The 25,625-nt window shown below is 65.3% G+C and carries 21 protein-coding genes; 20 read left to right on the top strand and 1 reads right to left on the bottom strand.

All coding sequences use genetic code 11. The features are described from left to right. Positions 1–88: 88 nt before the first annotated feature. From coq7 to lpxC, 18 genes are all read left to right on the top strand, one after another. Positions 89–727, top strand: coding sequence for a 2-polyprenyl-3-methyl-6-methoxy-1,4-benzoquinone monooxygenase (gene coq7 / locus GXB81_RS11980; RefSeq protein ID WP_205989216.1), 639 nt, complete (start codon positions 89–91; stop codon positions 725–727). 421 nt (positions 728–1,148) lie between these two features. After that, on the top strand, positions 1,149–1,577 hold the full coding sequence (gene mraZ, locus GXB81_RS11975) for a division/cell wall cluster transcriptional repressor MraZ (RefSeq protein ID WP_167048669.1): 429 nt from the start codon (positions 1,149–1,151) through the stop codon (positions 1,575–1,577). A gap of 15 nt (positions 1,578–1,592) precedes the next feature. Further along, complete coding sequence (rsmH, locus tag GXB81_RS11970) at positions 1,593–2,546, top strand: 16S rRNA (cytosine(1402)-N(4))-methyltransferase RsmH (RefSeq protein ID WP_167048671.1); 954 nt, start codon at positions 1,593–1,595, stop codon at positions 2,544–2,546. Beyond that, complete coding sequence (ftsL, locus tag GXB81_RS11965; RefSeq protein ID WP_167048673.1) at positions 2,543–2,893, top strand: cell division protein FtsL; 351 nt, start codon at positions 2,543–2,545, stop codon at positions 2,891–2,893. The genes rsmH and ftsL overlap by 4 nt, the downstream gene beginning before the upstream one ends. Beyond that, positions 2,890–4,755, top strand: coding sequence for a penicillin-binding protein 2 (locus GXB81_RS11960; protein ID WP_167048675.1), 1,866 nt, complete (start codon positions 2,890–2,892; stop codon positions 4,753–4,755). The genes ftsL and GXB81_RS11960 overlap by 4 nt, the downstream gene beginning before the upstream one ends. Next, positions 4,752–6,314 (top strand): UDP-N-acetylmuramoyl-L-alanyl-D-glutamate--2,6-diaminopimelate ligase, encoded by a 1,563-nt coding sequence (locus GXB81_RS11955; RefSeq protein ID WP_205989215.1) that lies wholly within the window; start codon positions 4,752–4,754, stop codon positions 6,312–6,314. Before GXB81_RS11960 ends, GXB81_RS11955 begins: the two co-directional genes overlap by 4 nt. Next, entirely contained in the window at positions 6,311–7,723 is a 1,413-nt protein-coding gene (gene murF / locus GXB81_RS11950) for a UDP-N-acetylmuramoyl-tripeptide--D-alanyl-D-alanine ligase (protein WP_205989214.1), read from the top strand. Before GXB81_RS11955 ends, murF begins: the two co-directional genes overlap by 4 nt. Before the next feature lie 17 nt (positions 7,724–7,740). Beyond that, positions 7,741–8,910 (top strand): phospho-N-acetylmuramoyl-pentapeptide-transferase, encoded by a 1,170-nt coding sequence (gene mraY, locus GXB81_RS11945; RefSeq protein ID WP_167048681.1) that lies wholly within the window; start codon positions 7,741–7,743, stop codon positions 8,908–8,910. Positions 8,911–8,935: 25 nt separating this feature from the next. Beyond that, entirely contained in the window at positions 8,936–10,447 is a 1,512-nt protein-coding gene (gene murD, locus GXB81_RS11940) for a UDP-N-acetylmuramoyl-L-alanine--D-glutamate ligase (protein ID WP_205989213.1), read from the top strand. Beyond that, on the top strand, positions 10,444–11,709 hold the full coding sequence (gene ftsW / locus GXB81_RS11935) for a putative lipid II flippase FtsW (RefSeq protein ID WP_167048685.1): 1,266 nt from the start codon (positions 10,444–10,446) through the stop codon (positions 11,707–11,709). Before murD ends, ftsW begins: the two co-directional genes overlap by 4 nt. Next, positions 11,706–12,830 (top strand): undecaprenyldiphospho-muramoylpentapeptide beta-N-acetylglucosaminyltransferase, encoded by a 1,125-nt coding sequence (gene murG / locus GXB81_RS11930; protein ID WP_205989212.1) that lies wholly within the window; start codon positions 11,706–11,708, stop codon positions 12,828–12,830. The genes ftsW and murG overlap by 4 nt, the downstream gene beginning before the upstream one ends. Further along, positions 12,827–14,230: a UDP-N-acetylmuramate--L-alanine ligase gene (gene murC / locus GXB81_RS11925; RefSeq protein WP_205989211.1), complete on the top strand. Its 1,404-nt coding sequence runs from the start codon at positions 12,827–12,829 to the stop codon at positions 14,228–14,230. The genes murG and murC overlap by 4 nt, the downstream gene beginning before the upstream one ends. Position 14,231: 1 nt before the next feature. Further along, positions 14,232–15,185, top strand: a complete 954-nt coding sequence (locus GXB81_RS11920; RefSeq protein ID WP_205989210.1) for a D-alanine--D-alanine ligase — start codon at positions 14,232–14,234, stop codon at positions 15,183–15,185. A gap of 23 nt (positions 15,186–15,208) precedes the next feature. Further along, the gene (locus tag GXB81_RS11915; RefSeq protein WP_167048693.1) at positions 15,209–15,961 is read left to right on the top strand and encodes a cell division protein FtsQ/DivIB; all 753 of its coding nucleotides are present in this window, start codon (positions 15,209–15,211) and stop codon (positions 15,959–15,961) included. 27 nt (positions 15,962–15,988) lie between these two features. Further along, a complete protein-coding gene (gene ftsA, locus GXB81_RS11910; protein ID WP_167048695.1) occupies positions 15,989–17,221 on the top strand; it encodes a cell division protein FtsA in 1,233 nt (410 codons plus the stop codon). A gap of 116 nt (positions 17,222–17,337) precedes the next feature. Then, positions 17,338–18,540: a cell division protein FtsZ gene (gene ftsZ / locus GXB81_RS11905; RefSeq protein ID WP_167048697.1), complete on the top strand. Its 1,203-nt coding sequence runs from the start codon at positions 17,338–17,340 to the stop codon at positions 18,538–18,540. A gap of 269 nt (positions 18,541–18,809) precedes the next feature. Beyond that, entirely contained in the window at positions 18,810–19,313 is a 504-nt protein-coding gene (locus GXB81_RS11900; RefSeq protein ID WP_167048699.1) for a peroxiredoxin, read from the top strand. A 288-nt stretch (positions 19,314–19,601) separates the two neighbouring features. Continuing rightward, a complete protein-coding gene (lpxC, locus tag GXB81_RS11895) occupies positions 19,602–20,519 on the top strand; it encodes a UDP-3-O-acyl-N-acetylglucosamine deacetylase (protein ID WP_167048701.1) in 918 nt (305 codons plus the stop codon). A gap of 89 nt (positions 20,520–20,608) precedes the next feature. Here the strand turns inward: lpxC and GXB81_RS11890 are convergent, their stop codons facing one another. Further along, entirely contained in the window at positions 20,609–21,091 is a 483-nt protein-coding gene (locus GXB81_RS11890; RefSeq protein ID WP_205989209.1) for a DUF721 domain-containing protein, read from the bottom strand. 300 nt (positions 21,092–21,391) lie between these two features. Here GXB81_RS11890 and secA point away from each other — a divergent pair, with 300 nt between their 5' ends. Both secA and argJ read left to right on the top strand, forming a co-directional pair. Next, positions 21,392–24,211 (top strand): preprotein translocase subunit SecA, encoded by a 2,820-nt coding sequence (gene secA, locus GXB81_RS11885; RefSeq protein WP_167048705.1) that lies wholly within the window; start codon positions 21,392–21,394, stop codon positions 24,209–24,211. A 161-nt stretch (positions 24,212–24,372) separates the two neighbouring features. Continuing rightward, positions 24,373–25,614, top strand: a complete 1,242-nt coding sequence (gene argJ, locus GXB81_RS11880) for a bifunctional glutamate N-acetyltransferase/amino-acid acetyltransferase ArgJ (protein WP_205989208.1) — start codon at positions 24,373–24,375, stop codon at positions 25,612–25,614. Positions 25,615–25,625: the final 11 nt, after the last annotated feature.

Raw genomic sequence — 25,625 nt, 5'->3', positions numbered from 1 at the left:
CTTTCCGCGCAGCCGGTTTTGCGTCGCAAAGCCTTGTCGCGCGGACCTTCCGCTGCGATGAGGCGCAGCTTGAATTGGGGAGCGTTTTATGTGGCTGGACGAGTTGATTGGCGAGTTTGATCGGGGTTTACGCTCACTGACGGGCGTGTCGCGGATGGGTCGTCCGCTACCGGTTCCGCACGAGTCGGCGGCGATGGCCGAGGCGCCCGAACTCTCGCCAGCGGAGCGCGCGCACGCGGCCGGTTTGATGCGCGTGAACCATGTCGGCGAGGTCTGCGCACAGGCGCTTTATCAGGCGCAGAAACTCACCACGCGTTCGCCCGTATTGCGCGCCATGTTCGAGCACGCCGCCGCCGAGGAAGAAGACCATCTTGCGTGGACCGCGAAGCGTCTCGAGGCGCTCGACTCGCGTCCGAGTCTGCTGAATCCTCTTTGGTACGCGGGCGCGTTGGCGGTCGGTCTCGCGGCCGGGCGCATGGGCGATCGCGTAAGCCTCGGCTTCATGGCCGAAACCGAGCGTCAGGTGGAGTTGCATCTCGATAGCCATCTCGAGAAACTGCCGGCAGCCGATCACGAATCGCGCGCGATCGTCGAGCAGATGCGTATCGACGAAGCGCAGCACGGCCGGGCCGCGATGGATGCGGGCGGCGTCGAACTGCCGTTTCCCGCGCGCGCGCTGATGCGCGCGATGTCGAAGGTCATGACGCGCACGGCCTATTACCTATAAAACTGTCAAGCCGAACCGCCGCTGAAACCCGTTTTCCGAAACCGGGGCGGCGTTGCGCCCGCCGCTTCCTGTAAGCCCTCCGCAAGGCCTGTTTATCCCTCCCGATCCGTCTTAACGATCTCTTTCAATCCGCGCTGTTTCCCCGCACTTTTCACGTATCACCTTCACAAGTTTCACTAGCTCATTCATTTATAACGGTTTTCCGTTTTATATCTGACGTGAGGGAGTCGCGCTAAGTCCTTGTTCTAGCAAACAAAATTCGCTCGAAAAGCGGGCCGCTCCCTTGACCCGTGTTTAGCGTTCCTCTAAAGTGGGAGACAGTGTGAGAAAGTGTATTTTTGTGTGATCTCAACACCACTTTCGGGTAGATTTTTACGAATCGGGAAGCCGGCGCAATAGCGCTGCAAGAGGGGAGAGCGAAGTGTTCCAAGGGGCGTCGGCGCTGACGCTCGATGCGAAGGGGCGGATGTCGATTCCCTCTCGTTATCGGGATGCGCTGCAAACACAGGCAGAGGGACGGGTGACGATCACCAAGCACCCGGACGGCTGCCTGTTGCTCTTTCCGCGCCCCGAATGGGAAATCTTCCGTGACAAGGTCGACAAGCTGCCCATGAACGCAGCCTGGTGGAAGCGCATTTTTCTCGGCAATGCAATGGATGTGGATATGGACGGCGCAGGCCGTGTGCTCGTGTCGCCGGAGTTGCGCACGGCCGGCTCGCTGGAGAAGGAAGTGACCCTGCTCGGCATGGGCCGTCACTTCGAGTTGTGGGACGCACAGATTTACGCCGCGAAGGAACAGGCGGCGATCGCCGAGGGCATGCCCGACGCGTTGAAAGATTTCACGTTCTGATCGCAGCTTATTTATATGGCATCTGCGATGAGAAACGAGTTGCAGCATCGCACGGTGCTGCTGAACGAAGCGGTCGACGCGCTGGTGACGCGCGCGGACGGCACGTATGTGGACGGCACGTTCGGCCGCGGCGGGCATAGCCGCCTCGTGCTGGAGCGCCTGGGCGACGCGGGGCGGCTGATCGCGTTCGACAAGGACCCGCTCGCCATTGCGACGGCGCAGCAGATCGGCGATCCGCGCTTTGGCATCGTGCACGAGAGTTTTGCTTCACTGCGCTCCGCGATGGCGGAGCGTGGCGTAGGACGGGTGTCGGGGGTGTTGCTGGATCTGGGCATTTCGTCGCCGCAAATCGACGATCCGGAGCGGGGCTTCAGCTTTCGCGCCGACGGCCCGCTCGACATGCGGATGGACCCGACGCGCGGCGAGTCCGCGGCTGACTGGCTCGCGCGGGCCACGGTGCAGGAATTGACGGAGGTGATACGAGATTATGGGGAAGAACGGTTTGCTTTTCAGATTGCAAAGGCGCTTGTTGCTCGCCGGGCAGAGTCCGACCGTCTTGGGCCTCTCGTCAGCACGGGCGAGCTTGCCCAAATCGTGGCTAACGTCGTCAAAACCCGTGAGAAGGGTAAGGACCCGGCAACCCGCACCTTTCAGGCTATACGGATTCACGTCAATCAAGAGCTTGCGGAGTTGCAAGTCGTTCTAGAAGCAGCACTGTCGTTGCTGGAGCAAGGGGGGCGGCTGGTGGTCATCAGCTTTCATTCGCTCGAGGATCGGATCGTCAAGCGATTCATGCAGGCGCACGCGAGCACGCCGGCGGTCGACCGCCGCCTGCCGATCCGCGCGGTCGACCTGCCGAGCCCCCCGCTCAAGATCATCGGCCGCGTATTCCCGGGCGACGCCGAGCTCGCCGACAACCCGCGCGCCCGTTCTGCCGTGATGCGCGTGGCGGAGCGGATCGCGCCATGAACCGTCTCAACATTTTCCTGCTGATCATCGTGATGGGCTGTGCCTTGTCGGTCGTCAACGCGACCAATCAGCAGCGTCAGATTTTCATCCAGCTGCAGCGCGCCCAATCGCAGGAGCGCCAGCTGCAGCAGGACTATTCGCAGCTTCAATATCAGCAGAGCGCGCTGTCGAAAACCTCGCGCATCGAGCAGATCGCCACCGCCTCGCTGAAGATGCAGTCGGTCACGACGGGCCGCACCCAGTACCTGACGCTCGACCCGGGCGCCGCGAAGGCCGTCGACGCGCCGATCCCCACTTCGGCACCGGCCTCGGCACCGGCGGCAACCCGTCGCGGAGGCGTGCGATGAAAAAATCGTCGGCTCGCAAGAGCGTTGCGTTTTCCGCCAATCCGATCCTGTCGGTGCGCCTGCCGATGTGGCGCTCGAAGCTCGTCGTGTTCATGCTGTTCATGGCGTTCGTCGCGCTCGCCGGGCGCGCGTTCTGGATTCAGGGACCGGGCAACGCGTTCTATCTGAAGCAGGGCGAAATCCGCTATCAACGCCGCATCGAATTGCCGGCCACGCGCGGCAAGATTCTCGACCGCAACGGTCTCGTGCTTGCCACGAGTCTGCCCGTGCGCGCGATCTGGGCGATTCCCGACGCGGTGCCGGACGATCTCGGCGCCGACAAGCTCGACTCGCTCGGGCGTCTGCTCGGCATGACGACGAAGGAGCTGCGCACGAAACTGTCGGAAGACAAGAATTTCGTCTACGTGAAGCGCCAGGTGCCGCTCGACGTCGCCACGAAAGTCGCCGCGCTCGACATCCCCGGCATCTACTCGCGCGAGGAATACAAGCGCTTCTATCCGGAAGGCGAGATCACCGCCCACCTGATCGGCTTCACGAACGTCGAGGACGAGGGCCAGGAAGGCGTCGAACTCGGCGACCAGAAGCTGCTCGCCGGCATGTCGGGCAGCCGCCGCGTCATCAAGGACCGCATGGGCCACGTGATCGAGGACGTGGACGAGCAGGTCGTGCCGCACAACGGCCAGGACGTGGACCTGTCGATCGACAGCAAGATCCAGTACATCGCGTATACGAACCTGAAAGCGGCCGTCGAGAAATTCAAGGCGAAGGCCGGCGCGGCGATGGTGATCGACGTGCGCACCGGCGAAGTGCTTGCGCTCGTCAATTACCCGACCTACAACCCGAACGACCGCTCGCACCTGACCGGCGACCAGTTGCGCAACCGCATCCTGACCGACACGTTCGAGCCGGGTTCGATCATGAAGCCGTTCACGATTTCGCTCGCGCTCGATCTGCACCGCGTGACGCCGACTACACTGGTTGATACGGGCAACGGCCACTTCGTACTCGATGGCGCGCCGATCACCGACGACGCCGGCTTCGGCGTGCTGACGGTCGGCGGCGTGATCCAGAAGTCGAGCAACATCGGCGCGACCAAGATCGCGATGCAGCTGCGGCCCGAAGAGATGTGGAACATGTACACCAGCATCGGCCTCGGCCAGGCGCCGAAGGTCGGCTTCCCCGGCGCGGCGGCGGGCCGTCTGCGTCCGTGGAAAAGCTGGCGCCGCATCGAGCAGGCGACCATGTCGTACGGCTACGGCCTGTCGGTGTCGCTGTTCCAGCTCGGCCGCGCATACACCGCGATCGCGCACGACGGCCAGCTCATGCCGGTGACGATTTTCCACACGCCGGGTGACCAGCCGGCCACCGGTCCGCAGATCTTCTCGCCGACCACCTCGCGCGAAGTGCGCACGATGCTCGAATCCGTCGTGTCGGCGCAGGGTACGTCGCCGGATGCGGCGGTGCCCGGCTATCGCGTCGGCGGCAAGAGCGGTACCGCGTACAAGCACGGTCCGCACGGCTACGACCACTCCAAATACCGCGCGTCGTTCGTCGGCATGGCGCCGATGCCGAATCCGCGTATCGTCGTCGCCGTGTCGGTCGACGAACCGACCGCGGGCAGCCACTTCGGCGGCCAGGTGTCGGGGCCGGTGTTCTCGGGCATCGTCGGCGACACGCTGCGCGCGCTCAACGTGCCGCCCGACATGCCCGTCAAGCAGATGGTCGTGACCGACGACTCGGCTCCGCCCGCGCCCGGTGCGCCGGCGACGCAAGCCACGGTGAAGAAGCTGTCCACGAGTCCCGGCGTGAAAAAGATGACCATTTCCGCCAACGCGAAAAATCGTCCCGGAGTCGAGCGATGAGCGTGCTGCGCGAGCAACATCCAGCGCACCGGCAGATCGCCGACGCCCTCGCCTGGCTGCACGAGCACGTGCGGCCAGGCGCGCAATTGCATGCCGACACGCGCTCGCTCGCGGCCGGCGACGCGTTCTTCGCCTACGCGGTCGACGGCGCGGACAACCGCCCGTTCATCGACGCCGCGCTCGTGCGCGGCGCGACGGCCGTGCTCGTGCAACCCGAAGGTTTCGCCGGCGCGCTCGACGCGTCGGTCGCGCACGCGGTGCCGGCGCTGAACGAACTGGCCGGCTCGATCGCGAGCGCCTGGTACGGCGAGCCGAGCGACGCGATGCTCGCGGTCGGCATTACGGGCACGAACGGCAAGACTTCGTGCAGCCAGTGGATCGCCACGGCGCTCAGTGCGCTCGGCACGCGCTGCGCGATCGTCGGCACGCTCGGTACCGGTTTCCCCGGCCAGCTCGTGCACACCGGCTTCACGACGCCCGACGCGCCGCAACTGCAACGCAGTCTCGCGCAACTGCGCGACGCGGGCGCGCAGGCGATCGCGATGGAAGTGTCGTCGCATGCGCTGCATCAGGGGCGCGTGAACGGCACCGCATTCGACATCGCCGTGTTCACGAATCTCACGCAGGATCATCTCGACTATCACGGTACGTTCGACGCCTACGAGGCGGCGAAGGCACGCCTGTTTGCCTGGCCCGAACTGCAGGCAGCCGTGATCAATCGCGACGATGCCGCCGGCCGCCGTTTGCTCGCGGGCACGCGCGGCCACGCGCGCACCATCGCGTACGGCATCGAAGTCGGGCAAGGCAGCGCCGACGCGAAGGATGCGCCGCAAGCCGACGCGTGGCTCGTCGCCTCGAACGTGCGTGCCACGACCACCGGCACGGCGTTTCATCTGACTACCTCGGACTGGGGCAGCGCCGAAGTCGACGTGCAAACGCTCGGCGCGTTTAACGTGAGCAATCTGCTTGCGGTGCTCGGCACGCTGCTCGCCGCGGACGTGCCGTTCGACGCGGCGCTCTCCGAACTTGCGAAGCTCGAATCGGTGAACGGCCGCATGCAGCGCCTCGGCGGCCGTCTGCAAAACGACGAGCCGCTCGTCGTGGTCGATTACGCGCATACGCCCGACGCGCTCGAAAAGACGCTCGACGCGCTGCGCCCGATCGCGGCCGCGCGTGGCGGCGAACTCGTCTGCATGTTCGGCTGCGGCGGCGACCGCGATGCAACCAAGCGTCCGCTGATGGGCGCGATTGCCGAAAAGCTCGCCGACAGCGTTGTCGTTACGAGCGACAACCCGCGCAGCGAAGATCCGCAGTCGATCATCGAGCAGATCGTCGCGGGCATGCGGGACGCGTCGCGGGCGCGCCGCATCGAAGACCGCGCGAGCGCGATCCTGCAGGCGATCCGCGGCGCCGCGCGCGACGACGTCGTCGTGCTGGCCGGCAAGGGACACGAAGCCACCCAGGAAATCATGGGCAAGAAACGCGCATTCTCCGATCAGGACCACGCCCGCCTCGCGCTTGCCGCGCGCGCGACGCACGCACGCGGAGGTGGCGAATGAGCATGTTCTCGCTGCACGAAGCCGCCGCGCTGATTCCGGGCGCCACCGTGTCGGGCGACGCCGGCGTGCGTTTCGAGCGCGTCTCGACCGACAGCCGCAGTGCCGGCCCCGGCGACCTGTTCGTCGCGATCAAGGGCGACCGTTTCGACGCGCACGACTTCCTGCCGCAAGTCGCCGAGCGCAACGTCGCGGCCGTGCTCGTTACGCGCACGCCGGAGAACTGGAGCGTGCCCGCGATCCGCGTCGCCGAGACGCGCGCCGCGCTCGGCGCGCTCGCGCGCGGCTGGCGCCGCCAGTTCGGCATGCCGCTCGTCGCGGTCACGGGCAGCAACGGCAAGACCACGGTCAAGGAAATGATCGCGTCGATTTTCGCGGCCGCGGTCGGCGCGGATGCGCGTCTTGCCACCGCCGGCAATTTCAACAACGACATCGGTCTGCCGCTCACGCTGTTCCGTCTGCACGCCGCGCATCAGCTCGCGGTGGTCGAGCTCGGCATGAATCATCCGGGCGAAACCGAACTGCTCGCGAAGATCGCCGAGCCGACGGTTGCCGTCGTCAACAACGCGCAGCGCGAGCATCAGGAATTCATGGCGACCGTCGAAGCGGTCGCGCTCGAACACGCGAGCGTGATTCACGCGCTGGCGCCCGACGGCACGGCCGTGTTCCCCGCCGACGATGCCTACGCGAGCATCTGGCGCGTGGCCGCGACCGGCAACCGCATCGTCGATTTCGCGCTGAACAGCGTGGAGCGCACGACCGAAGCCGCGGTGACGGGCCGCTTCGACGGCCAGCGCCTGAGCATCGACACGCCGCAAGGCCACCTCGACGTCACGCTGCAGGTGCTCGGCGATCACAACGCGCACAACGCGCTCGCGGCGACTTCGGCGGCGCTCGCCGCGGGCGTGTCGCTCGACGCGATCCGGCGCGGTCTCGAATCGTTCGGCGCGGTGAAGGGGCGTCTGCAAGTGAAGCAGGCCGCGCTCGGCACGCTCGCGGGCGCCACCGTGATCGACGACACCTACAACGCGAATCCCGATTCGATGCGCGCCGCGATCGACGTGCTCGCGTCGCGCGCCGCGCCGCGCGTGCTCGTGATGGGCGACATGGGCGAAGTCGGCGACAACGGCCCGGCGTTTCATCGCGAAATCGGCGCGTATGCGAAAGAGCGCGGTATCGACGCGCTGTATGCAATGGGCGACGCCTCGCGCGACGCCTGCACCGCATACGGCGCGGGCGCGCACCACCTCGCCGATGTCGGCGCGCTGGTCGCGCAATTGCAGCAGGCCGGCTTCGGCGCGGCCGCAACGCTTCTCGTGAAAGGCTCGCGCTTCATGCAGATGGAGCGCGTGGTGGACGCCGTGACGAGTCCACAACCCAACGCCGCGGGCACGACGCCCGCAGCACATTGAAATAGAAGGAACCCGGCATGCTACTGGCGCTGGCGCAATGGCTGCAGAATGACGCAAGCTTCTTGCGCGTGTTCAGTTATCTGACGTTTCGCGCGGTGATGGCGACCATCACCGCGCTGTCGATCGGGCTCGTCTGCGGCCCGGCGGTAATTCGCAAGCTGACCGCGATGAAGGTCGGCCAGGCCGTGCGCAAGGACGGTCCGCAAACGCACCTCGTCAAATCCGGCACGCCGACGATGGGCGGCGTGCTGATCCTGCTCGGCATCGCCGTGGCCACGCTGCTGTGGGCCGACCTGACCAACCGCTTCATCTGGATCGTGATGCTCGTCACGTTCGGCTTCGGCGTGATCGGCTGGGTCGACGATTACCGCAAGGTCGTCTACAAGGACCCGCGCGGCATGTCTTCGCGCGAGAAGTATTTCTGGCAGTCGGTGATCGGTCTGTTCGCGGCGGTCTATCTCGCGTTCAGCGTGTCCGAGGCGAGCAACGTGCGCGTGTTCGACCTGTTCATGGCGTGGGTGCGCAGCGGCCTGTCGATGGGCTTGCCCGCGCGCGCCGACCTGATGCTGCCGTTCTTCAAGTCGATCAGCTATCCGCTCGGCGTGTGGGGCTTCATCGTGCTGACGTATCTCGTGATCGTCGGCGCGAGCAATGCCGTGAATCTGACCGACGGCCTCGACGGCCTCGTCATCATGCCGGTCGTGCTGGTGGGCGCGTCGCTCGGCGTGTTCGCGTACGTGATGGGCAGCTCGGTCTATTCGAAGTACCTGCTGTTCCCGCACATCGCCGGCGCGGGCGAATTGCTGATCTTCTGCTCGGCGATGGGCGGCGCGGGCCTCGCGTTCCTGTGGTTCAACACGCACCCGGCGCAGATGTTCATGGGCGACGTCGGCGCGCTCGCGCTCGGCGGCGCGCTCGGCACGGTCGCGGTGATCGTGCGTCAGGAAATCGTGCTGTTCATCATGGGCGGCATTTTCGTCGCGGAAACGCTGTCGGTGATGTTGCAGGTCACGTGGTTCAAATACACCAAGCGTCGCTACGGCGAAGGGCGGCGCCTCTTCAGGATGGCGCCGCTGCATCACCATTTCGAATTGTCGGGCTGGAAGGAAACGCAGGTGGTCGTGCGTTTCTGGATCATCACGTTGATGTTGTGCCTGTTCGGTTTGTCCACTCTCAAATTGCGTTAAGCAGCGGTATTTAAGGAAGCAGGCGATGTTCGGCGAGAAGTTTCGGGATCGGCAAAAGCCGAGGGTGCTCGTGCTGGGACTGGGTGAATCCGGTCTCGCGATGGCGCGCTGGTGCGCCAGGCACGGTTGTCGGCTGCGGGTGGCCGATACGCGCGAGGTGCCGCCGAACCTGTCCGCGCTCGAAGCGCATGGCGTCGATGCCGATTTCGTCGGCGGTCCGTTTGCGCCGGTGCTGCTCGACGGCGTCGAACTGGTCGCGATCAGCCCGGGGCTGTCGCCGCTCGCCGCCGATCTGCTGCCGCTGATCGCGGCGGCGCGCGAGCAGGGCATTCCGGTGTGGGGCGAGCTCGAACTGTTCTCGCAGGCCTTGCGCACGCTCGGCGAATCGGGCTACGCGCCGAAGGTGATCGCGATTACCGGCACGAACGGCAAGACCACGACGACGAGCCTGACCGGCCTGCTGTGCGAACGCGCGGGCAGGAAGGTCGCGGTGGCCGGCAACATCAGCCCGTCGCTGCTCGACAAGCTCTCCGAAGCGATCGACCAGACCGCGCTGCCCGACGTGTGGGTGCTCGAACTGTCGAGCTTCCAGCTGGAAACCTCGCATACGTTTGCGCCCGATGCGGCGGCCGTGCTCAACATCACGCAGGATCACCTCGACTGGCACGGCGGGCTCGATGCGTACGCGGCGGCGAAGGGTCGCATCTTCGGTACACAGACCGTGCGCGTGCTGAATCGCGACGACGCGCGCGTGATGTCGCTCGCGTCCGCGAGCGGTGAAGCCGAAGTGATCACGTTCGGCGTGGCCGAACCGCAGAACGACGGCGATTATGGTCTGCTGCGCGATAACGGCATGGTGTGGCTCGTCGAGGCGCACGATCGCGACGCGAGCGACGAACCGACACCGAAGCGCCGCCGCAAGAACGAAGCGGCCGCCACGCCGGACATCGCGCTGAAGCGCCTGATGCCCGCCGACGCATTGCGCATCCGCGGCTTGCACAACGCCGCGAACGCGTTGGCCGCGTATGCGCTCGCGCGCGCGATCGGCCTGCCCGGCGCGCCGTTGCTGCATGGCTTGCGCGAATATCGCGGCGAGCCGCATCGGGTGGAACTGATCGCGTCGATCGACGGCATCGACTACGTGGACGACAGCAAGGGCACCAACGTCGGCGCGACGGTCGCCGCGCTCGACGGTCTCGCGCAGCGCATCGTGCTGATCGCCGGCGGCGACGGCAAGGGCCAGGCGTTCGAACCGCTCGCCGCGCCGGTCATGCGCTGGTGTCGCGCGGTGATGCTGATCGGCCGCGACGCGCCGCAGATTCGCGCGGCGCTTGAGCACAGCGGCGTCGCAATGACGGATCACGCGACGCTGGAAGAAGCGACGCGCGCTGCCGCCGCGCTCGCTCAGCCTGGCGACGCGGTGCTGCTCTCGCCCGCCTGCGCGAGCCTGGACATGTTCAGGAGTTACGCACATCGGGCCGAGGTATTCCGCGGCACGGTGGAAGACATCGCGGCCGAACGGGGGACGATGATATGAGCTGGTCGGAACGTTTCGGCTCGCGCGAAGCAGCCGGCAGTAGCGCCGGCCCGGCGCGCGCCGCTGGCCGCACGGGCGGCAGCGGTCTCGCGAGCGCGGTCAACGGCGTGCGTCCGCTGCGCTCGCGCATGCTCGACTACGACCACTCGCTGCTGTGGGTCGTGGTCGCATTGCTCGGGCTCGGCATCGTGATGGTGTATTCGGCGTCGATCGCAATGCCCGACTCGCCGAAATACGCCTCGTATCACGACTACGCGTTCCTCGTGCGCCAGGTCATCTTCGTCGTGATGGGCGCCGTGGTCGGCGTCGTGTCGTTCCGCATTCCGATTTCGACGTGGGACAAGTACGCGCCGAAGCTCTTCCTGATCTCGCTCGCTGCGCTCGTGATCGTGCTGATTCCGCACATCGGCAAGGGCGTGAACGGCGCGCGCCGCTGGATTCCGCTCGGCATCACGAACATGCAGCCGTCGGAAATCATGAAGCTCGCGGTGACGATCTACGCGGCGAACTACACGGTGCGCAAGCAGGAGTACATGCACAGCTTCGCCAAGGGCTTTCTGCCGATGGCGGTCGCGGTCGGTCTTGTCGGCGCGCTGCTGCTGCTCGAACCGGACATGGGCGCGTTCATGGTGATCGCGGCGATCGCGATGGGCGTGCTGTTCCTCGGCGGCGTGAACGGCAAGCTGTTCGGCGGCCTCGTCGCGACCGCGGTGGGCACCTTCAGTCTGCTCGTGTGGGCGTCGCCGTGGCGTCGCGAGCGGATTTTCGCCTACCTCGATCCGTGGGACGACCGCTACGCGCAGGGCAAGGCCTATCAGCTGACGCACTCGCTGATCGCGTTCGGCCGCGGCGAGTGGTTCGGCGTGGGCCTCGGCGGCAGCGTCGAGAAGCTCAACTATCTGCCGGAAGCGCATACCGACTTCATTCTCGCGGTGATCGGCGAGGAACTCGGTTTCGTCGGCGTGCTGGTCGTGATCCTGATGTTCTACTGGATCGTGCGCCGCTCGTTCGAGATCGGCCGTCAGGCGCTCGCGCTCGACCGCACGTTCGCGGGTCTCGTCGCCAAGGGCATCGGCCTCTGGTTCGGCGCGCAGACCTTCATCAACATGGGCGTGAACCTCGGGCTTCTGCCGACCAAGGGGCTCACGTTGCCGCTCGTCAGTTACGGCGGTTCGGGCATTTTGTTGAACTGCGTCGCTATCGCCGTGTTGATGCGGGTGGATTACGAGAACCGGGTGCTGATGCGTGGGGGCAAAGTATGACGGCTCTGCCACAACGCACGCTGATGGTGATGGCCGGCGGCACCGGGGGACACGTGTTCCCGGGGCTCGCGGTCGCGCACCGGATGCAGGCGTGGGGCTGGAAAGTCGTGTGGCTCGGCAACCCGGCGGGCATGGAAGCGACGCTCGTGCCGAAGCACGGCATTCCGATGGAGTACGTGCGTTTCGGCGGCGTGCGAGGCAAGGGTCTGAAGACCAAGCTGATGCTGCCGGTGAACCTGCTGAGCGCCTGCACGCAGAGCTTCTCCGTGCTGCGTCGCGTGAAGCCCGATGTCGTGCTCGGCATGGGTGGCTACATCACGTTTCCGGCCGGTCTCATGACCGCGCTGAGTGGCCGGCCGCTCGTGCTGCACGAACAGAATTCGATTGCGGGTCTCGCGAACAAGGTGCTCGCGAAGCTCGCGAAACGCGTGCTCGTTGCGTTCCCGAATGCGCTGCCGCACGGCGAATGGACCGGCAATCCGATCCGTGAGGAACTTGCGCGCGCGAATGCACCCAAAGCTCGCTACGCGCAACGCAGCGGTCCGCTGAACGTGCTGGTGGTGGGCGGCAGTCTCGGTGCGGCAGCGTTGAACGATGTGGTGCCGCGCGCGGTTGCGCTGCTGGGCGCCAACGAGCGCCCGCGCATCGTGCATCAGGCGGGGGCCAGGCATATCGACGCGCTGCGCGAGAACTACGCGGCAGCCGGCTTGCAGGCGGGTGCCGACGTCTCGCTCGTGCCGTTCATCGACGACATGACGAGCGCCTACGAAGCGGCCGATCTGGTGATCTGTCGCTCGGGCGCGATGACGGTGTCGGAGATTGCGGCGGTCGGCGTCGCGGCGTTCTTCGTGCCGTTCCCGTATGCGGTGGACGATCACCAGACCACCAACGCAGCGTTTCTCGCCGACAACGGCGCGGCGCTGGTCGTGCAACAACGCGATCTGTCGGCGCAAAAGCTCGCCGACTGGTTGCGCAGCCGGACACGCGAAAGTCTCGCGGAGATGGCGGAGCGTTCGCGCTCGCTCGCGAAACCGGATGCCACCGAACAGGTCGCGCAGATCTGCGCGACGGTGGCGGGTGCGGGTTCGACGGCGGGCATGAGCCCTGAAGGAAAGCAATGAAACACATCGTCAAACATATTCATTTCGTCGGCATCGGCGGTGTCGGCATGAGCGGCATCGCCGAGGTGCTCGTCAATCTCGGCTATCAGGTGAGCGGCTCGGACCTGTCGGGAAACGCGGTCACCGAACGTCTCGCCGCGCTCGGCGCGCGCATTTCGATCGGCCATGCGGCGGAGAACATCGAGGGGGCGAACGCGGTGGTCGTGTCGACCGCGGTACGCAGCGATAACCCCGAAGTGCTCGAAGCGCGCCATCGGCGCATTCCGATCGTGCCGCGCGCGGTGATGCTCGCGGAACTGATGCGCCTGAAGCAGGGCATCGCGATTGCCGGCACGCACGGCAAGACCACGACCACCTCGCTCGTCGCGAGCGTGCTCGCGGCGGGCGGGCTCGATCCGACCTTCGTGATCGGCGGGCGGCTGATCAGCGCGGGCGCGAATGCGCGCCTGGGCACCGGCGACTTCATCGTTGCCGAGGCCGACGAATCGGACGCGTCGTTCCTGAACCTGTTCCCGGTGATCGAAGTCATTACGAACATCGACGCCGATCATATGGATACCTATGGTCACGACTTCGCGCGTCTGAAGCAGGCGTTCATCGAATTCACGCACCGTCTGCCGTTCTACGGCATCGCGGTGCTGTGCGTCGACGATCCGAACGTGAAGGAGATTCTGCCGTTCGTGTCGAAGCCGATCATCCGCTACGGCTTCGCGGCCGACGCGCAGGTGCGCGCGGTCAACGTCGAGGCGCGCGAAGGCCGCATGCATTTCACCGCGATGCGCGAAGACGCGGCGCCGCTCGACATCACGTTGAATCTGCCGGGCGAGCACAACGTACAGAACGCGCTGGCCGCGATCGCGATCGCGACTGAACTTGAAGTGAAAGATGCCGATATCCAGCGAGCGCTTGCGGATTTCAACGGCGTCGGCCGGCGCTTCCAGCGCTACGGCGAAGTGCCGGTTATGAGCAACGGCGAGGCCGCCGGCGCCTACACGCTGGTGGACGACTACGGTCATCACCCGGTCGAAATGGCGGCCACGGTGGCGGCGGCGCGCGGCGCGTTTCCGGGCCGGCGTCTCGTGCTCGCGTTCCAGCCGCACCGCTTCACGCGTACGCGCGACTGCTTCGAGGATTTCGTGAGGGTGCTGTCGACTGTCGACGCGCTCGTGCTGACCGAGGTCTACGCGGCCGGCGAAGCGCCGATCGTCGCCGCGGATGGCCGCGCGCTCGCGCGCGCGCTGCGCGTCGCGGGCAAGGTCGAGCCGGTGTTCGTCGATACGGTCGATGAAGTGCCGGACGCGCTCTCCACCGTGGTGCGCGACGGCGATGTGGTGATTACGATGGGCGCGGGTTCGATCGGCGGTGTGCCGGGTCGCCTCGCTCAGGAACAGAAGGTGTGAGATGAGCAGCATCAAATCCGATCAACTCGCTAAACAATTCGGCAAGGTGGCCGTGCTGCTCGGCGGTAATTCCGCCGAGCGCGAGGTGTCGCTCAATTCCGGGCGGCTGGTGTTGCAAGGCCTGCGCGACGCGGGCATCGACGCGCATCCGTTCGACCCGGCCGAGCGTCCGCTGTCCGCGTTGAGGGAAGAGGGTTTCGTGCGCGCGTTCAACGCGCTGCATGGCGGTTACGGCGAGAACGGCCAGATTCAGGGCGCGCTCGATTTCTACGGCATCAAGTACACCGGTAGCGGCGTGCTCGGCTCGGCGCTCGGTCTCGACAAGTTCCGCACCAAGCTCGTGTGGCAGCAGCTCGGCATTCCGACGCCGCCGTTCGAAGCGGTGCTGCGCGGCGACGACTACGCAGCGCGCTCCAAAGAGATCGTCGCGAAGCTCGGTCTGCCGCTGTTCGTGAAGCCGGCCAGCGAAGGGTCGAGCGTCGCCGTCATCAAGGTGAAGAGCGCGGACGCGCTGCCGGCCGCGCTGCTCGAAGCCGTCAAGCACGACCGTATCGTGGTGGTCGAGAAGAGCATCGAGGGCGGCGGCGAATACACCGCGTGCATCGCCGGCAATCTGGACCTGCCGGTGATCCGCATCGTGCCGGCCGGCGAGTTCTACGACTACCACGCGAAGTACATCGCCAACGACACGCAGTACCTGATTCCGTGCGGCCTGCCCGCCGACGAGGAAACGCGCCTGAAGCAGCTCGCGCGCCGCGCGTTCGACGTGCTCGGCTGCACCGACTGGGGTCGCGCCGACTTCATGCTCGACGGCGAAGGCCAGCCGTATTTCCTCGAAGTGAACACGGCGCCCGGCATGACCGATCACTCGCTGCCGCCGAAAGCGGCGCGCGCGGTCGGCATCAGTTATCAGGACCTGGTGGTCGGCGTATTGGCGCTGACATTGAACGACTAATCAAGGCAATCGCAAGCAACACCATGTGGAACAACGTTCGCCAGCTCAATCTCGCCAGCAATGCCTTGCATGCGTTGCTGGTGCTCCTGCTGCTGGCGGCGGGCGGTTACTGGCTGATCCAGCGCCCGAATTTCGCGTTGCGCGAAATCCAGATCGACGGCGACACCGAGCATATCAATTCGCCGACGGTGCGCGCCGGCGTGGTCGGCAAGTTGAAGGGCAACTTCTTCACCGTCGATCTCGATGTCGCGCGGCAGGCCTTCGAGCAGATGCCGTGGGTGCGCCACGCGAGCGTGCGGCGCGTCTGGCCGAATGCACTGGCTGTCACGCTGGAGGAGTACAAGCCGCTTGGGACGTGGGGCAGCGATCAGCTCGTGAGCGTCGACGGCGAGCTGTTCACGGCGAACCAGGGCGAGCTCGACGAGGATCTGCCCGCGTTCGACGGCCCGGACGGTACGGCAAAGGAAGTCGTCGCGCGTTATCACGACTTCCAGAAGTGGTTCGCGCCGCTCAATGCGACGCCCGAGGAAGTAACGCTGTCGCCGCGCTACGCGTGGACGGTGAAGCTCTCGAACGGCACGCAGGTGGAGCTGGGGCGCGAACGCAATCAGGACACGCTCGCCGATCGCAGCAGGCGTCTGACCGCGGCATGGAACGCGGTCACGCAACGTTGGGGAAAGGATATCGAGTATGCGGACTTGCGCTATCCGAACGGTTTCGCGATTCGTGCCGCTGGCATGCGCTTCATCAGCGAACCCGACAAGGGCAAGAAGTAAACGGACATCACACGCAATGAGCACGCTATGAGTAAAGACTATAAGGATCTGCTGGTCGCCCTCGACATCGGGACGTCGAAGGTCGTGGCCATCGTCGCCGAGTTGAAGGGCGAGGGCCACTACGAGGTGATCGGTCTCGGCCAGAGCGAATCGAAGGGGCTCAAGAAAGGCGTGGTGGTGAACATCGAAGCCACCGTGCAGTCGATCCAGCGCGCGCTCGAGGAAGCCGAGCTGATGGCCGACTGCAAGATCACGAACGTGTTCACCGGCATCGCCGGCAGCCATATTCGCAGCTTCAATTCGAGCGGCATGGTCGCGATCAAGGAGAAGGAAGTCACGCAGGCCGACGTCGCGCGCGTGATCGAAACCGCCAAGGCGATCAACATTCCGACCGACCAGCAGGTGCTGCATATCCTCACGCAGGAATTCATCATCGACGGTCAGGAAGACGTGCGCGAGCCGATCGGCATGAGCGGCATCCGCCTCGAAGTGAAGGTGCACATCGTCACCGGCGCCGTGAGCGCGGCGCAGAACATCGTCAAATGCGTGCGCCGCTGCGGCCTCGAAGTGAACGACCTGATCCTGCAGCCGCTCGCGTCGTCGCTCGCGGTGCTGACGGAAGACGAAAAGGAACTGGGCGTGGTGCTCGTCGACATCGGCGGCGGCACGACCGACATCGCGATCTTCAGCGAAGGCGCGATTCGCCACACGGCCGTGATTCCGATCGCCGGCGACCAGATCACGAGCGACATCGCGATGGCGCTGCGCACGCCGACGCCGGACGCCGAAGACATCAAGGTCGACTACGGCATCGCCAAGCAGGCGCTCGCCGATCCGGACGAGATGATCGAAGTGCCGGGTCTCGGCGAGCGCGGTCCGCGCACGCTGTCGCGCCAGGCGCTCGCGGCCGTGGTCGAGCCGCGGGTCGAAGAACTGTTTTCGCTCGTGCAGCAGGTCGTGCGCGAGTCGGGTTACGAAGAACTGCTGAGCTCCGGCGTGGTGCTGACGGGCGGCGCGTCGATGATGATCGGCATGGTCGAGCTCGGCGAGGACATTTTCCTGAAGCCGGTGCGCATCGGCGTGCCGGAATACGCGGGCGGTCTCGCCGACGTGGTGCGCAATCCGCGCTACTCGACGGCGATGGGCCTGCTCGTCGAAGGCCGCTCGCAGCGCATGCGCGGGCGCAAGGTTGCGGTGCAGTCGGGGTCGATGGGGCAGGTGTTCTCGCGCATGAAGGACTGGTTCCTCGGCAACTTCTGATTACAGGTTTCGAGAAATTCGCGCTGGTGCCGGCGGCTGGCGCGCGACAGGGGGTTGCCCGATCTCCTGCCGGATAACGCCGAGTGGCGGTACTTTTTTATCTTGACGGAGGCAACATGGAATTCCAGATGCTGGAAACCGAAACGAACGGCACCATCATCAAGGTCGTCGGAGTCGGTGGCGCTGGCGGCAATGCCGTTCAGCACATGATCAACAAAGGCGTGCAAGGCGTCGACTTCATCGTGATGAACACGGACGCGCAGGCACTGTCGCGTTCGCGTGCCACCGCGGTGATCCAGCTCGGCAACACGGGTCTGGGCGCGGGCGCGAAGCCGGAAATGGGCCGCGCCGCCGCTGAAGAAGCCCGCGAGCGCATCGCCGACGCACTGCGCGGCGCGCACATGGTGTTCATCACCGCCGGCATGGGCGGCGGCACCGGCACGGGCGCGGCACCGGTCGTGGCGCAGATCGCGAAGGAGATGGGCATTCTGACCGTCGGTGTGGTCAGCAAGCCGTTCGAATTCGAAGGCGGCAAGCGCATGCGCGTCGCGGAAGCCGGTTCGCAGCAACTGGAGGATCACGTCGACTCGCTGATCGTCGTGCTGAACGACAAGCTGTTCGAGGTGATGGGCGATGACGCCGAGATGGACAAGTGCTTCCAGTGCGCTGACGACGTTCTGAACAACGCGGTGGCGGGCATTGCGGAAATCATCAACGTCGACGGTCTCGTGAACGTCGACTTCGAAGACGTGAAGACCGTGATGGGCGAGCAGGGCAAGGCGATGATGGGCACGGCGACGGTTGCCGGCGTCGATCGCGCGCGCCTCGCGGCCGAACAGGCCGTCGCGAGTCCGCTGCTGGAAGGCGTCGATCTGTCGGGCGCGCGCGGCGTGCTGGTCAACATCACGTCGAGCCGTTCGCTGCGTCTGTCGGAAACGCGCGAAGTGATGAACACGATCAAGAGCTATGCTGCGGAAGATGCCACGGTGATCTTCGGCGCGGTGTACGACGATGCGATGGGCGACGCGCTGCGCGTGACGGTCGTCGCAACGGGCCTCGGCCGCGCGGCGAAGAAGCAGCAATCGGCACCGATGACGCTGCTGCGCACCGGCACCGACAACCAGCCGGTCGGCGCGATGCAGCATGCTGCCTACGCACCGGCGGCGGGTCACGCGAGCACGGCCGACTACGGCGCGCTGGATACGCCGGCAGTGTGGCGCACCTCGCGCGACACCGCGGCCTCGCACGTGCAGGCGCTGCAGGAAAAGGGCGTCGACACGTACGACATTCCGGCGTTCCTGCGCAAGCAGGCGGACTGAGCGCGCGGGCAGGCTTTCGTTGCCGCGCTGCGGGTTGTATTGCGGTGCAGCGCTGGCGGACGAATGCACGAGCGTGGCGGGTGAACGGCAAAGAGGTCGCGTATCGTCTGATTCGCGGCAGGGGCGACTGCCCTCTGCGGATTCGCGAAACGGACCGGGCGACTGCCGCCGGGCGGCGCAGCCTGTAGTTGTGTAGTTGGGCTGACGCTGGATTTCACTGCGACACGACGACGTGCGAGCGTGCTTCGCATCGATGCAAAGGACTGAGCATGATCAAGGCAGGTGACAAGCTACCCGACGCGACGCTCTTCGAGTTTGTCGAAGACGAGCGGGCGGGCTGCACGATCGGACCGAACAGTTTCGACGTGCGCGGGCAGACGGCGGGCAAGCGCGTGGTGATCTTCGGATTGCCCGGCGCGTTCACGCCGACCTGTTCGGCCAAACATGTACCGGGTTATGTCGAGCACGCCGAGCAGTTGCGCGCTGCCGGCATCGACGAGATCTGGTGCGTGTCCGTCAACGACGCGTTCGTGATGGGCGCGTGGGGACGCGATCAGCACACCTCGGGCAAGGTGCGCATGATGGCGGACGGCAGTGCGGCTTTCACGCGGGCGCTCGGTCTGGAGCAGGATCTGTCGGCGCGTGGCATGGGAATCCGTTCCCTGCGCTACGCGATGGTGGTCGACGACGGCGTGGTCAAGACGCTGAACGTCGAAGCTGCCGGCAAATTCGAAGTCAGCGATGCGGCGAGTATTCTCGCTACGTTGAGCTAGTTGCTGGCGTCACACCTTCGCCGCGGGCCTGCGCGCTGATGTCGCGTGAGGTTTCGGCAACGGTGATTGCGACGCTTTTGTGACAGGCCGTTACGCGGGCCGATGACCGGAAACGCCTCCGTTCCGGGGCATCGGCCCGTCCTGCTTCCCCTCGCGGTGCCTAAGGGGTAATGCAGCGAAACAGATTGATACGTTCCCTGCAAAGACGCTTGTCTGGGGATTGGAGTATACTTCGCGCTATGAAATAAAAAGTCCCGATTGGGATTTTCAATCGAGTAGAAGATCACCATGTTGAAGCAGCGCACAATCAAATCGATCGTCAAGACTGTCGGCATCGGCCTGCACTCCGGCCGCAAAGTCGACCTGACGCTCCGTCCGGCGGCGCCGGACACTGGCATCGTGTTTTCGCGCGTGGATTTGCCCACGCCGGTGGACATTCCTGCGTCGGCGATGGCGATTGGCGATACGCGTCTCGCCTCCGTGTTGCAGAAAGACGGCGCGCGAGTGTCGACGGTCGAGCATCTGATGTCCGCCTGCGCCGGTCTCGGCATCGACAACCTTTACGTCGACGTCACCGCCGAGGAAATCCCGATCATGGACGGCAGCGCGGGTTCGTTCGTGTTCCTGATCCAGTCGGCCGGTATCGAAGAGCAGAACGCGGCGAAGAAATTCATCAAGGTCACGAAGCCGGTCGAAATTCGCGATGGCGACAAGTTCGCGCGTCTCGACCCGTACTTCGGCTTCAAGCTCAAGTTCACGATCGACTTTCGCCACCCGGCCGTGGACAAAACCGGCCAGGCGCTCGAAGTCGATTTCGCCAACACGTCGTATGTGCGCGAAATCGCGCGTGCCCGCACGTTCGGCTTCGCGCATGAAGTGGAAATGATGCGCGAACTGGGCCTCGCTCGCGGCGGCAGCATGGACAACGCGATCGTGCTCGACGAGTACCGCATCCTGAACAACGACGGCCTGCGTTACGACGACGAGTTCGTCAAGCACAAGATGCTCGACGCGATCGGCGACCTGTATGTGGTCGGCCATCCGCTGCTGGCGTCGTACACCGCGTACAAGTCGGGCCACGGCCTGAACAACGCGCTGCTGCGCGAACTGCTCGCGCACGAAGACGCGTACGAAGTCGTCACCTTTGAAGACACGCAGAAAGCGCCGCGCGGCTTCGCGTACGAAACGCAAACGGCTTTCGCCTGACGCCCGAGTTGTAGCGCACAGGCAAGCCAGATGGAACAACGGCCCTTCGGGGCCGTTTTTTTTCGTCTATTGCTTAGCGATTGCGTTATTCAGCGATTGCGCCGATGCCTCGCCGCCATGCGCGCGAGCGCTTCCTGCAGCGGTGACGGCGCCAGCGATTCGCTGAGCGCCTGCAACGCGTCGGCGCCGGCCGGCGTCATGCGCGCCTGCTTGACGGGCGGCGGCTCCTTGAGCGGCTGCGGCCGCACGCGAATCTTCAGCGCATGGACCGGCCAGCCGCGCTGCTGCAAATCCGCCAGCAGCCGCGGCTCCAGGTGTCGCAGCCGTGCCGCGAGGGCGTTGTGCGCGGCAAAGAGGGCCAGCACGCCGTCCTTGATGAAGCCCGGCTCGACACTGCTCGCCAGATAATCGGGCAGCAACTCGCGCAGATCCTTCTCGAGCGCGGCAATCTGCTCGACGCCCGCGCGCAGCGCGGCGAACGCGTCCGTGCGGCCCAGCACCTCGGAAAGCGGCTGGGGACGGCGCAGATCGAACTGCTTCGGCGGCCTTGAAAAGGACGAAAAACGGCTCATGTTTGGGATTAACGACGTGGGCGCGCACCTTGCACGCCCATGCCGCGATTGTACCGCGCGGGCAGCTTGCGAACCCCGCTTGCGACGCGTCGCCGGAGTTTGCCGGACGGCCCCCGGGGCCCCCCCCGAACGCCCGCGCCGTCGCACCTCTGACACAAGCGCTGCCAAAGGCGCGTGCTAGAATGCCCGATTCGAATTCACTCCTGGACTAAGCGGCCAAAGCCTTTCCGACTCTAGGCTCGCGCGTGCCCGAACCGCACACCGCGAGCCAGCCGAAGCCGCGACGCAGACACCGATCCGATGACCACCGGTTTTCTACAGAAGATTTTTGGCAGCCGTAATCAGCGGCTAGTCAAGCAATATCAAAAGACCGTCGCGGCGATCAATGCGCTCGAACCGCAGATCGAGCAATTGACGGACGATCAGCTGCGCGCCAAAACGGGTGAATTCCGCCAACGCGTCGCGAGCGGCGAATCTCTCGACAAGATCCTGCCCGAGGCGTTCGCGGTTTGCCGCGAGGCCAGCAAGCGCGTGCTGAAAATGCGCCACTTCGACGTGCAGTTGATCGGCGGCATGGCGCTGCACTACGGCAAGATCGGCGAAATGCGCACCGGCGAAGGCAAGACGCTCGTCGCGACGCTGCCGGTGTACCTGAATGCGCTGTCGGGGCGCGGCGTGCACGTGGTCACGGTCAACGACTACCTCGCGCAGCGCGACGCCGAATGGATGGCGCGGCTCTACAACTTCCTCGGTCTGTCGGTCGGCATCAACCTGTCGCAGATGGACCACGAGTCCAAGCAGAAAGCCTACGCCTCGGACATCACCTACGGCACCAACAACGAATTCGGCTTCGACTACCTGCGCGACAACATGGTCTACGAGACCGACGCGCGCGTGCAGCGCGGCCTGAATTTCGCGGTCGTCGACGAAGTGGACTCGATCCTGATCGACGAAGCGCGTACGCCGCTCATCATCTCCGGCCAGGCCGAAGATCACACCGAACTCTACGTGCGCATGAACGCGCTGCCGCCGCTGCTCGAACGCCAGATCGGCGAAGAGAAGGCGGACGGCACCGGCGTCGAGAAGCCGGGCGACTACACGCTCGACGAAAAGGGCCGTCAGGTGTTCCTGACCGAATCTGGCCACGAAAAAGCCGAGCGCCTGCTCGCCGAGTGGGGCCTGATCGGCGAGGGCGAAAGCCTCTACGCGCCGCAGAACATCACGCTGATGCACCACGTGTACGCGGCGCTGCGCGCGCACACGCTGTTCTTCAAGGACCAGCACTACGTTGTGCAGAACGGCGAAGTCATCATCGTCGACGAATTCACCGGCCGTCTGATGGCCGGCCGCCGCTGGTCGGACGGTCTGCACCAGGCGGTCGAGGCGAAGGAGCACGTGAAGATCCAGAGCGAGAACCAGACGCTCGCTTCGATCACGTTCCAGAACTACTTCCGCATGTACGCGAAGCTGGCCGGCATGACCGGCACGGCCGACACCGAAGCGTACGAATTCAACGAGATCTACGGTCTCGAAACGGTCGTGATCCCGACCAACCGTCCGCCCAAGCGGATCGACAAGCAGGATCAGATCTACAAGACCGCGAAGGAACGCTACGACGCGGTGATCCGCGACATTCGCGAGTGCTACGAGCGCGGTCAGCCGGTGCTGGTCGGCACGACGTCGATCGAGAACTCGGAACTGCTGTCGCATCTGCTCAAGCAGGCCGGTTTGCCGCACGAAGTGCTGAACGCGAAGCAGCACGCGCGCGAAGCGGCGATCGTCGCCGAAGCGGGCCGGCCGCAGCGCATCACGATCGCCACCAACATGGCCGGCCGCGGCACCGACATCGTGCTCGGCGGCAACGCGGAGAAACAGGCGTCGTTCATCGAGCAGGACGAAACACTTTCTGACGATGAAAAGCAGCGCCGCATCCAGAAGCTGCACGACGAATGGCAGACGCTGCACGATCAGGTGAAGGCCGCGGGCGGTCTGCACATCATCGGCACCGAGCGTCACGAGTCGCGCCGGATTGACAACCAGCTGCGCGGCCGTGCCGGCCGTCAGGGCGACCCGGGTTCGTCGCGCTTCTATCTGTCGCTCGAAGACCCGCTGCTGCGCATTTTCGCGGGCGACCGCGTACGCGCGATCATGGACCGCCTGAAGATGCCGGAAGGCGAGGCGATCGAAGCGGGCATCGTGTCGCGCTCGATCGAATCGGCGCAGCGCAAGGTCGAGGCGCGCAACTTCGATATTCGTAAGCAATTGCTCGAATACGACGATGTCTCGAACGATCAGCGCAAGGTGATCTATCAGCAGCGCAACGAATTGCTCGAAGCGAACGACATTACCGAGACGATCGGCGCGATGCGTCACGGCGTGATCGCCGACATCGTGCATCAGTTCGTACCGGCGGGCAGCATCGAAGAGCAGTGGGACGTGCCCGAACTCGAGGAAGTGCTGCGCAACGAATGGCAGCTCGATCTCGCGATTCAGGAAATGATCAACGAGTCGAACTCGATCAACGCGGACGAAATTCTCGAAGCGGTCGAGGCCGCCGCCGACGAAGCGTACGAGTCGAAGGTCCAGCTCGTGGGCCGCGAATCGTTCAGCGCGTTCGAGCGCTCGATCATGCTGCAGACGCTCGATCGTGCGTGGCGCGAACACCTGGCGGCGCTCGACCATCTGCGCCAGGGCATCCATCTGCGCGGCTATGCGCAGAAGAACCCGAAGCAGGAATACAAGCGCGAGGCGTTCGAACTGTTCGCCGCGATGCTCGACGCGGTGAAGCTCGAAGTCACGCGCATCGTGATGAACGTGCAGATTCAGTCGCCGGAGCAGCTCGAGGCGGCTGCGGAGCAGATGGAAGAGCAGGGCGGTCATCTCGAGAACGTCGAGTTCCGTCATGCCGAATTCGCGGAAGCCGGCGCCGCCGCGCCCGTCGCAGCCGAAGCGGCCACCGCCGCGATGATCGGCGACGCGATGAGCCACGGCCACGGTCACGGCGTGGCCCCGCAAGCGGTGCATGTGAATACCGACAACGTGCCGAAGGTCGGACGTAACGACCCGTGCCCGTGCGGCAGCGGCAAGAAGTACAAGCAGTGCCACGGCAAGATCGCGTAACGCCGGTGCGGCGCGCTTCTGGGCGCGCCGCGTTGTTTCGGTGTCGTCGTTAGCGCGGCTTTGCCGTTGATTTCGCCGGTGGCCCGGCAGCACGCCCGGGTCACCCGTTCCGTTTCCCCAATGCCGGCACCCGCCGGCATTTTCTTCGACAGGTCGCGACCATGGCTGTCAACTTTCCCTCGATCGATCCCGCTCAACTCCATCCCGTCGCCGGCGTCACGCTCGGCTGGGCAGAGGCGAATATCCGCAAGCCGAACCGCAAGGACGTGCTCGTCATTTCCGTCGACGAAGGTGCGACGGTCGGCGGCGCGTTTACGCAGAACCGCTTCTGCGCGGCGCCCGTCACCGTGTGCCGCGAGAACCTGCAGCGCGTGCGCGCGGGCGGCAAGCCGATTCGCGCGCTGGTCATCAACACCGGCAACGCGAACGCGGGCACCGGCGAGCCGGGCCTCGCGGCGACGCGCGAAACCTGCGCGGAACTCGCGCGTCTCGCCGACATCGCACCCGAGCAGGTGCTGCCGTTCTCGACGGGGGTGATTCTCGAACCGCTGCCGGTCGACCGTCTGAAGGCCGGTTTGCCGGCCGCGCTCGCGAGCCGCAAGGAAGCGAACTGGTACGACGCGGCGCAGGCGATCATGACGACCGACACGCTGCCGAAGGCGACTTCGCGCCGGGTCACGATCGACGGCCACACGGTCACGCTGACCGGCATCAGCAAGGGCGCCGGCATGATCAAGCCGAACATGGCGACCATGCTCGGCTTCCTCGCGTTCGACGCGGCCGTCGCGCAACCGGTGCTCGACGAACTCGTCAGGCACGTCGCGGACCGCTCGTTCAACTGCATCACGATCGATGGCGATACGTCGACCAACGATTCGTTCATCCTGATCGCGTCGGGCAAATCGAGCCTGCCCGCGATCACGTCCACCGATTCGCCCGCTTATGCAGCGCTGCGCGACGCGGTGACGGAAGTCGCCCAGACGCTCGCGCAGCTGATCGTGCGCGACGGCGAAGGCGCGACCAAATTCATGACCGTGCATGTCGAAGGCGGCTCGAGCGTCGAGGAGTGCCGCAAGATCGCCTACGCGATCGGCCACTCGCCGCTCGTGAAGACGGCCTTCTATGCCTCGGACCCGAACCTCGGCCGCATTCTCGCGGCCATCGGCTATGCCGGCGTGGACGATCTCGACGTCGGCAAGATCGATCTGTATCTCGACGACGTGCTGGTCGCCACCGCCGGAGGCCGCAACCCGGCCTACCGCGAAGAAGACGGCCAGCGCGTCATGAAAAAGAGCGAAATCGGCATTCGCGTCGTGCTCGGACGCGGCAATGCGCAAGCCACGATCTGGACCTGCGATCTGTCGCACGACTACGTGAGCATCAACGCCGACTACCGCTCGTAATCAGGCTCAAT

This window comes from Paraburkholderia sp. Ac-20336 (genome assembly GCF_017105025.1).
Taxonomy (GTDB): Bacteria; Pseudomonadota; Gammaproteobacteria; order Burkholderiales; family Burkholderiaceae; genus Paraburkholderia.
The sequence above is the reverse complement of the archived record's forward strand: the minus strand, read 5'-3'. Positions and strand labels throughout refer to the sequence as shown.

Bases quoted from the DNA above. Each gene is read 5' to 3' on its own strand.
- GXB81_RS11920 (WP_205989210.1), top strand. From the start codon at position 14,232: ATGAGCAGCATCAAATCCGATCAACTCGCTAAACAATTCGGCAAGGTG.
- GXB81_RS11900 (WP_167048699.1), top strand. From the start codon at position 18,810: ATGATCAAGGCAGGTGACAAGCTACCCGACGCGACGCTCTTCGAGTTT.
- coq7 (WP_205989216.1), top strand. From the start codon at position 89: ATGTGGCTGGACGAGTTGATTGGCGAGTTTGATCGGGGTTTACGCTCA.
- argJ (WP_205989208.1), top strand. From the start codon at position 24,373: ATGGCTGTCAACTTTCCCTCGATCGATCCCGCTCAACTCCATCCCGTC.
- ftsZ (WP_167048697.1), top strand. From the start codon at position 17,338: ATGGAATTCCAGATGCTGGAAACCGAAACGAACGGCACCATCATCAAG.
- ftsL (WP_167048673.1), top strand. From the start codon at position 2,543: ATGAACCGTCTCAACATTTTCCTGCTGATCATCGTGATGGGCTGTGCC.
- GXB81_RS11890 (WP_205989209.1), bottom strand. From the start codon at position 21,091: ATGAGCCGTTTTTCGTCCTTTTCAAGGCCGCCGAAGCAGTTCGATCTG.
- secA (WP_167048705.1), top strand. From the start codon at position 21,392: ATGACCACCGGTTTTCTACAGAAGATTTTTGGCAGCCGTAATCAGCGG.
- ftsW (WP_167048685.1), top strand. From the start codon at position 10,444: ATGAGCTGGTCGGAACGTTTCGGCTCGCGCGAAGCAGCCGGCAGTAGC.
- GXB81_RS11955 (WP_205989215.1), top strand. From the start codon at position 4,752: ATGAGCGTGCTGCGCGAGCAACATCCAGCGCACCGGCAGATCGCCGAC.
- mraY (WP_167048681.1), top strand. From the start codon at position 7,741: ATGCTACTGGCGCTGGCGCAATGGCTGCAGAATGACGCAAGCTTCTTG.
- rsmH (WP_167048671.1), top strand. From the start codon at position 1,593: ATGGCATCTGCGATGAGAAACGAGTTGCAGCATCGCACGGTGCTGCTG.
- ftsA (WP_167048695.1), top strand. From the start codon at position 15,989: ATGAGTAAAGACTATAAGGATCTGCTGGTCGCCCTCGACATCGGGACG.
- murG (WP_205989212.1), top strand. From the start codon at position 11,706: ATGACGGCTCTGCCACAACGCACGCTGATGGTGATGGCCGGCGGCACC.
- GXB81_RS11915 (WP_167048693.1), top strand. From the start codon at position 15,209: ATGTGGAACAACGTTCGCCAGCTCAATCTCGCCAGCAATGCCTTGCAT.
- murF (WP_205989214.1), top strand. From the start codon at position 6,311: ATGAGCATGTTCTCGCTGCACGAAGCCGCCGCGCTGATTCCGGGCGCC.
- GXB81_RS11960 (WP_167048675.1), top strand. From the start codon at position 2,890: ATGAAAAAATCGTCGGCTCGCAAGAGCGTTGCGTTTTCCGCCAATCCG.
- murC (WP_205989211.1), top strand. From the start codon at position 12,827: ATGAAACACATCGTCAAACATATTCATTTCGTCGGCATCGGCGGTGTC.
- lpxC (WP_167048701.1), top strand. From the start codon at position 19,602: ATGTTGAAGCAGCGCACAATCAAATCGATCGTCAAGACTGTCGGCATC.
- murD (WP_205989213.1), top strand. From the start codon at position 8,936: ATGTTCGGCGAGAAGTTTCGGGATCGGCAAAAGCCGAGGGTGCTCGTG.